The sequence below is a fragment of the Cytophagia bacterium CHB2 genome (genome assembly GCA_030263535.1).
Lineage (GTDB): Bacteria > Zhuqueibacterota > Zhuqueibacteria > Zhuqueibacterales > Zhuqueibacteraceae > Coneutiohabitans.
Map to the genome: position 1 here is coordinate 1 of SZPB01000360.1, position 6,566 is coordinate 6,566.

Sequence of the window (6,566 nt, forward strand, 5' to 3'; positions counted from 1 at the left end):
TTTTCCCGGCACGTATGATGATTACGTCTGGCGCAAACAAATGGCAAGCGCGCCCGCGCCGCTTACGGCCACAGCGCTGGAGGCTGACAAGGCCAGCGCGGCTGTGAATAAAAAAGAAGAACGCCGCCTGCGCGCGGAACGCGTTCAGCAGAAGTCACGCGAACTGCGGCCATTCAAACAACGCCTGATTGAGCTGGAACGGGAAATTTCGCGCCTGGAACAAGAAAAGACGGAATTGCTTGCCGCGGTGTGCGATCCCCAGATTATCGCGAATAAGGATGTCTATCCTCAAAAACTTCGCCGGCAACGGGAGGTTGAAATCCAGCTTGAAAAGTTTTTGGAAGAGTGGACGGAAATAAGCGAGAGGGTTGAGCAAGTGGAAGCGGCATTTGAGAAGTAAATCGCAGATTGAATAAAAAAAGATCGCGACGCGTTTCCTCCCAAAAATCCCCGCCATTTCTAAAACCAAACGCCTCGCGATCACCGTGTGCAACCACAGCATTCTTGCAAAGACATCCATTCACAACAACAAAACTGGCGTTCTCCTCACGCCGTGCGATCACCTTAGTGCAGCAACTCCTGTTGCGGGCAAAATGCCGCGGCCGAATGCGTTAGCACTTGCTTCAACTCGTCAAGACGAATCTCGTCCACCGGCGTGGCTTTGGCGCAAGCGTTTGGCATGCGCCCCGAGATTTCTTCGGTTTGGCGAATGCCGCGACTCTCCAAAAGCCGGACATACGGGTTCAGAGAACACACATTCATGAAAATGTGCTTGCTTGCGGATAACACCAGGCTGCAACACTTTCGGGTGTTTGTCACGCTCATCTCGATGCCCGGGTGGCGCTTGATGATGTCATGATAATCCGCCAGCAAAACTTGCAAACGGCTAGCCGCCAACGCCGGGCTGAATGACATGACGTGTTTCGGCTTCTGTTCGAAAATGGTTTCCCCCACGACGAGTATCACCTCTTCGCCCAGCTCCATCACCAAATCGAGAAAAACATGAGACACGATGCGCGCCGAAGGCATCACGATAATCGCCGGACTCTGGTGCCGCTCCTGAATGAAGTATTTCCCGTTGGCGTAAATCAATTCATGATCATGGGCTTGGCGGCGCGCAACGGACTTCTTCGCAAAGTGTTTGGTGAAAACTTGCCTGAGAGTCATTTTTTGATGCTGGAGTTGATGAATTTAAAACACCCAAACGAGCTGCTGTCGCAGATGATAGGCGGGAAGTATTCCGGTACGCAGCCAAATAGTTTTATAAATGAGCAACGCTTGGTGTAAACAATTGGGCAAAACCTGGAGAATTTTTTTGGTGGAATGAAGAACTCTGACACGATTCATCGCTGATCGACGTTGAGTCAAAGAAAATTAGCGGTCAATGGACAGGTTCTGAGTAGGGGGATTTGAAAGACGTTTCTGAATGAGAGATGTGAAGCCGGAAGGGTTAGGCTTGGCGCTTCCAAAGAACTTTTTCTCCGTGAAAAGTTTCAACGATGCGCTGGTCGTTCTGCAAAAGGTCCAAATGCCCCTGCACTTCGGAAATTGCCAGGAAGAAATCAGCATCATTTGTCAATGCCGGAAATAGTCCCTGCGTGAGTTCCCACAAACTCATTGTGCGTGCACCGAGCGCGCTTAAAATGGCTTCGGCGCGCCGGTGATGGAATGCCACACGCCGGGCGACCAGTTCCCGAACGTTTCGCACCGCCTCGCCGTGGCCGGTGTAGGCAATTTGCGGATTTAATGCGGCCATGCGGTTCATTTCACGCAAATAATCGCGCAAACGCTGTGGCCGCGTAGCCTCGCCGGACATGGGCGGTTCGAGAATGGGATTTGATGAAATATTTTTTAAGATATGGTCGTTTGAGATCAACGTGCGGCTCTGCGCGTGCCACAAGCAAACCAAGCCGCCGGCATGGCCGGGCGTGTGATACACGCTCCAATCGCAGCCGGCAAAATGGATTTTCTGGCCCTCGGGCAAAGGCTGAACCGGCAGGTGGGAATCGCGGAATTGCGTCAATGCCTCGCCGAGGTACAGCATGCGCTCAATCAACTCCTGCGGCACACCGTTCTGTTTCCAAAACCCCCGGTAGAACTGCGCGTGGTGTTTGCGCGTACTGGCATAGTCGTGCAACCAGGGCAGATTGTACGGATGCGCAAAAATTTTTGCATTGGATTGGGCCGCGATTTCCCCGGCCAGGCCGAGGTGATCGACATGATGGTGAGTAAGAATGATTTGCTTGAGATCAGCGAGGTTGTAGCCGAGCCGCGCCAATTCTTGGCTTAATGCGGCGCGCGTTGCTTCAGTTTTCGGGCCGGTGTCGATCAAAGTCAACGGCTCACCCTCAGCCAAATAAACATTGACCGGCCCAACCGGAAAAGGCGTCGGCAAAGAGATACAGTGAAGTTTCGTCATGATTGCATTGCATCCTTGCTTCTGCGATTTCTCGGCGTGGCTCCTCACTTCGCCCATTTTTTCGCGCCGGGCGCCGGTTGCCATTTCGATTTCGGCTCGAAATATTCCCACAACAAACGCGAGATGTTGCGCAGCAACACATAACCGGCGTTGTCATATTGCCAGCTCTCGTCTTCTTGATTCTTGGTAATGACACAAAACACGTAATCGCCGGAGGGCGCATTCACGAGCACGACTTCAGAGCGCGAGCGGTTGACTGCGCCTTGTTTCGATGCGGCCTGTATGAACGGTGGAATTTGTGACAGGGCTTCGCCGTTCCAGTAAATGCGCGTGAGCGTGCGATACATTTCCTCACTCGCGTCCGGGCTGACGGCGCGGCCTTCACGAATCATCACCAACAACTCGGCCATTTCACGCGGCGTGGTTTGCCCCCAGCCGAATTTTTCACGGTCGGCTTCGCGGCCGGGCGTGCGCGAATTCACCCGTGTTTGTGAAAATCCGTGCGCCTGCAGCCATTCGTTGATTGCCGTGCCCGTGCCCACGAGCTTTTGGCACCATAAGCTTGCGGTGTTGTCGCTTGTAGTAATCATCAGCATGATCACTTTGCTCAGCTTGATTTTTTCGCCGTCTTTGAATGATCCCAAAATATCTTCGCCCGCATAGAGCAACGAATCACGATAGGTCTGCTCGCCGTGATAATCCAGTTCGCCCTCTTCAATTTTTTGAAAAGCAGTCAACATGATCGGCACTTTGATCATGCTGGCCGTGGGAAAAAGTTCATCCGCGCGGATCATGACGGTTTTTCCGCTTTTGAGATGCCGCACATAAACGCCGACCTCGCCCTTAAATCCGTCTATTGCCTGCAGAACTTTCTTGGTCAAAACCGGGGCGATGCGATTCGACGTCGAGTTGTGAGAATTTTGTGCGTGAGCCGGCGGCAGGTAACATGCGAGAACGATGATGCCGGTTAACATCGCAAACAATAAAGGCACGGGCTTTGAAAGACTTGTTCCCCGATTTGTACATCGACAGTGACAACGTGAGGCGATCATGCCTTCTCTCCAAATGTTGGTGTAAGAGCCGGTCAACTTATGGTGAATCAAAGTAACGAAAGGCGGCGGTAAAGTCAAGGCGGCGACAAAGCCCTTGCGCTTCATGGAAAAAATCACAACAATTTGGAAACCAATTTTGTACAACTTAATCGCGAACTCGTTCTTCCTCGAATGCTACTTGTGCGATGCGCCCTCGCTGTATTCTGTTTTTGCCTGCTTGCCGATACGACCCTCCTCGCGTCATCTGAAATCACTCTGCGCGTGAGCAACTGGTCGACGCGTCAGCGCGACATTGAGTACGAGAATAAAATCAGTCGTGCCTTCGAAGAACTTCATCCCGGCGTGAGTGTAACGCTGGAGCCGGTGCCGCATCACTACGATCAGAAAATCCTCCTGAGCATCGTGGCCGGCTCGCCACCCGACGTCTTTTTGCTCGACTCAGGTTCGATTCCGAGTTATGTCAACAAGGGTGTGGTGCTCGACTTGATGCCGCACATTCGCCGGCTTGGTTTCGATTTGAATGTTTATTTCCCGAATGTGCTCGCGATTGCCCGGCGTGATTCCGCACTGTATGCGCTTCCGAAAGATTTTACGCCGATGGTGATCTATTATAACAAAAAGCTTTTTGATGAGGCCAACGTTTCTTACCCTCCGGCGCAATGGACGTGGGAGGAGTTTCTTGTCACGGCCAAACGATTGACGAAAGATACGGACAGCGACGGCGAGGCGGATCAATTCGGCGTGCTTTGGCCGCAGATGACCTACATGTGGATGCCATTGGTTTGGATGCACGGTGGCGACGTGCTTTCGCCGGATGGCCGGCGCGCCACGGGATATTTTAATTCGCCACAAACCATTGCAGCATTGCAGAAAATTATCGATCTGCAACGCATCCACAAAGTCGCGCCGAATTTGGGCTCGCACGAACAGATTCGTACCTCGGGATTGTTGGAGTCATTGTTTTTCAGCAACCGCGCTGCTATGCGCGTCAGCGGCCATTGGTCCATGCCGACGTTTTTGCCGTACATCGAGAGCGGCAAGTTATCGCTCGGCGTGACCACGCTGCCGGTGCCGGCGCAGGGCAAGAAAGTGAATGTGATGTATGAGTCCGGCTGGTGCGTGCCGGTGAGCACACCGCATCCCGGACTGGCGGTCGAATTGGCGATTTTCATGTCGGACGAATTTGCCGCGCGGCTGCGCAGTGAAATGCTCATCGGCATGCCGGCAATGAAATCGGTGGCAGCCGAGCAGGTGCAAAAAGACACGCTCGGCGTCGAAAAGACTTTTCTTGAGGAAGTGCCCTATTGCCGCCAGCATTGGGGTTCTGTAGTCGAACGATTTCCTGAAATCGAAAGGTTTTTCGAGGATGCCATCGATGACGTGCTCTTCAATAACAGGCCGATTCATGAAAGTTTCACGGTTCATGCGCAACGCATTGATGAAAAGCTGCAACAGATTCGCGCCACCGGCGCCAGTAAAGCAACAGCCCTGCCGGGCAATACCGAAATTCTGCGGTTTCTGCTGGTCATGATGGTTCTGGCGCTCAGCCTGGCCGGCTTTGGCGTTTGGAAAACGCGCGGTGCAGCCGCGAAACGACGGCAGACACTCATGGGTTTTGCATTTCTGCTGCCCTCGTTTGTTCATTTGTTGATCTTTTGGTTGACGCCCATTGCGTTTGCGTTTTATCTCAGCATGCACAATTGGGAGATTATTGTCCCGCACAAGCCCTTCATCGGCGCGGATAATTTTGTCGAGATGTTTCGCGATCACGCGTTTTGGAATGCGCTCAAGAACACGCTGATATATTCGCTTAATGTGCCGTTCGGCATGGCGTTCTCGCTCGGCGTGGCGGTGATGCTGAATCTGAAATTGCGCGGCGTGCATCTGTTGCGCACGCTTTATTTTTTGCCCAGTGTGTCTTCTTTTGTCGCAATCGCGCTGGTGTGGCGTCTGCTTTACGAACCGCAAATTGGTTTGGCAAATTTTATTCTTGATCTGCTGAATTTGCCCAAATCATTGTGGCTCAACTCGCCGGATACGGCCATGCTCGCGCTCATCATCATGAGCATTTGGCTGGGATTGGGCTATCAAATGGTGATTTTCCTGGCAGGATTGCAGGGCATTCCCGGTTCACTCTACGAGGCGGCGATGATCGACGGCGCCTCGCCCTGGCAACGTTTTCGTACCATTACGCTGCCGCTGTTGCAGCCCACGACTTTTTTCATTTTTATTACCTCGATCATTGGCTCGTTTCAAGTGTTCACCGCCATCTATGTGATGACCGGCGGCGGCCCGGCGCGCAGCACCGATGTCGTGGTGCATCACATATATCAAGCCGCCTGGAACAATCTCCGCATGGGTTATGCTTCGGCCATGTCGCTGGTGTTGTTTGTGATCATCATGGCGGCCACGTGGCTGCAATTTCGCGTGCTGGGCAAGTATGTCGAATACGCTTGAGAATCTGAGCGTCCAGTTGTTACGGTTTGAGATGAATCGTTGCTGCACGAGCAAAAAGAGATGAGGAAAAATCTGATTGTCAAATTTTCGATTTATGCAGTGCTGATCGCATTGGCGGCTTCGATGCTGCTGCCGTTTTGGTGGATGCTCTCCACCTCATTGATGACGGACACCGAAGTTTTTCAATATCCGCCGAAGCTCCTGCCGCAATCGCCGCGCTGGGAAAATTATCCCGAAGCCATGGCGCTGCAGCCCTTTGGCCGGTATTTTTTGAATACCACTATCGTCACGTTCTTTTCCGTTGCCGGACAACTGTTGTTTTGCTCGATGGCGGCTTTTGCGTTTGCGCGCTTACGCTTCAAATGGCGCGACAATATTTTTGCGCTTTATCTTGCCACCATGATGATTCCCGCCATGGTCACCCTCATTCCGGCATTCTTGATCATCACCGCTTTTGGCTGGATGAACACCTATTACGCCCTCATTGCGCCCTCGCTTTCGAGCGTGTGGGGAATATTTCTGTTGCGGCAGTTTTTTCTAACGATCCCGAAAGATTTGGAAGAAGCCGCGCGTCTGGACGGCGCGCATGAATTCGCCATCTACTGGCGCATCGTGCTGCCGCTGGCCAAGCCGGCGCT

Annotated in this window: 7 protein-coding genes; 4 read left to right on the forward strand and 3 right to left on the reverse strand. The window is 52.7% G+C overall.

Annotation, left to right across the window (positions count from 1 at the left end; genetic code table 11):
- Nucleotides 1-400: hypothetical protein (locus tag FBQ85_24675; protein ID MDL1878327.1), on the forward strand; the 400-nt coding region annotated here is incomplete at its 5' end.
- A 164-nt stretch (nt 401-564) separates the two neighbouring features.
- Here the strand turns inward: FBQ85_24675 and FBQ85_24680 are convergent.
- A complete protein-coding gene (locus FBQ85_24680; GenBank protein MDL1878328.1) occupies nt 565-1,011 on the reverse strand; it encodes a hypothetical protein in 447 nt (148 codons plus the stop codon).
- On the opposite strand from FBQ85_24680, the gene FBQ85_24685 reads away from it, so the two are divergent.
- Complete coding sequence (locus tag FBQ85_24685; GenBank protein MDL1878329.1) at nt 1,003-1,287, forward strand: hypothetical protein; 285 nt, start codon at nt 1,003-1,005, stop codon at nt 1,285-1,287. The genes FBQ85_24680 and FBQ85_24685 overlap by 9 nt on opposite strands.
- Nucleotides 1,288-1,450: 163 nt before the next feature.
- Here the strand turns inward: FBQ85_24685 and FBQ85_24690 are convergent, their stop codons facing one another.
- Nucleotides 1,451-2,503 carry an MBL fold metallo-hydrolase gene (locus FBQ85_24690; protein ID MDL1878330.1) on the reverse strand — a complete coding sequence of 351 codons (1,053 nt, stop codon included), beginning with the start codon at nt 2,501-2,503 and terminating at the stop codon, nt 1,451-1,453.
- Entirely contained in the window at nt 2,464-3,393 is a 930-nt protein-coding gene (locus FBQ85_24695) for a serine hydrolase (protein ID MDL1878331.1), read from the reverse strand. The genes FBQ85_24690 and FBQ85_24695 overlap by 40 nt, the downstream gene beginning before the upstream one ends.
- A gap of 249 nt (nt 3,394-3,642) precedes the next feature.
- Between FBQ85_24695 and FBQ85_24700 the strand changes: the two genes are divergently transcribed.
- Together FBQ85_24700 and FBQ85_24705 are read left to right on the forward strand one after the other, a co-directional pair.
- Nucleotides 3,643-5,928 (forward strand): extracellular solute-binding protein, encoded by a 2,286-nt coding sequence (locus tag FBQ85_24700; GenBank protein ID MDL1878332.1) that lies wholly within the window; start codon nt 3,643-3,645, stop codon nt 5,926-5,928.
- A 60-nt stretch (nt 5,929-5,988) separates the two neighbouring features.
- Nucleotides 5,989-6,566, forward strand: a 578-nt coding sequence (locus FBQ85_24705; protein ID MDL1878333.1) for a carbohydrate ABC transporter permease, incomplete at its 3' end; no start/stop codon positions are given.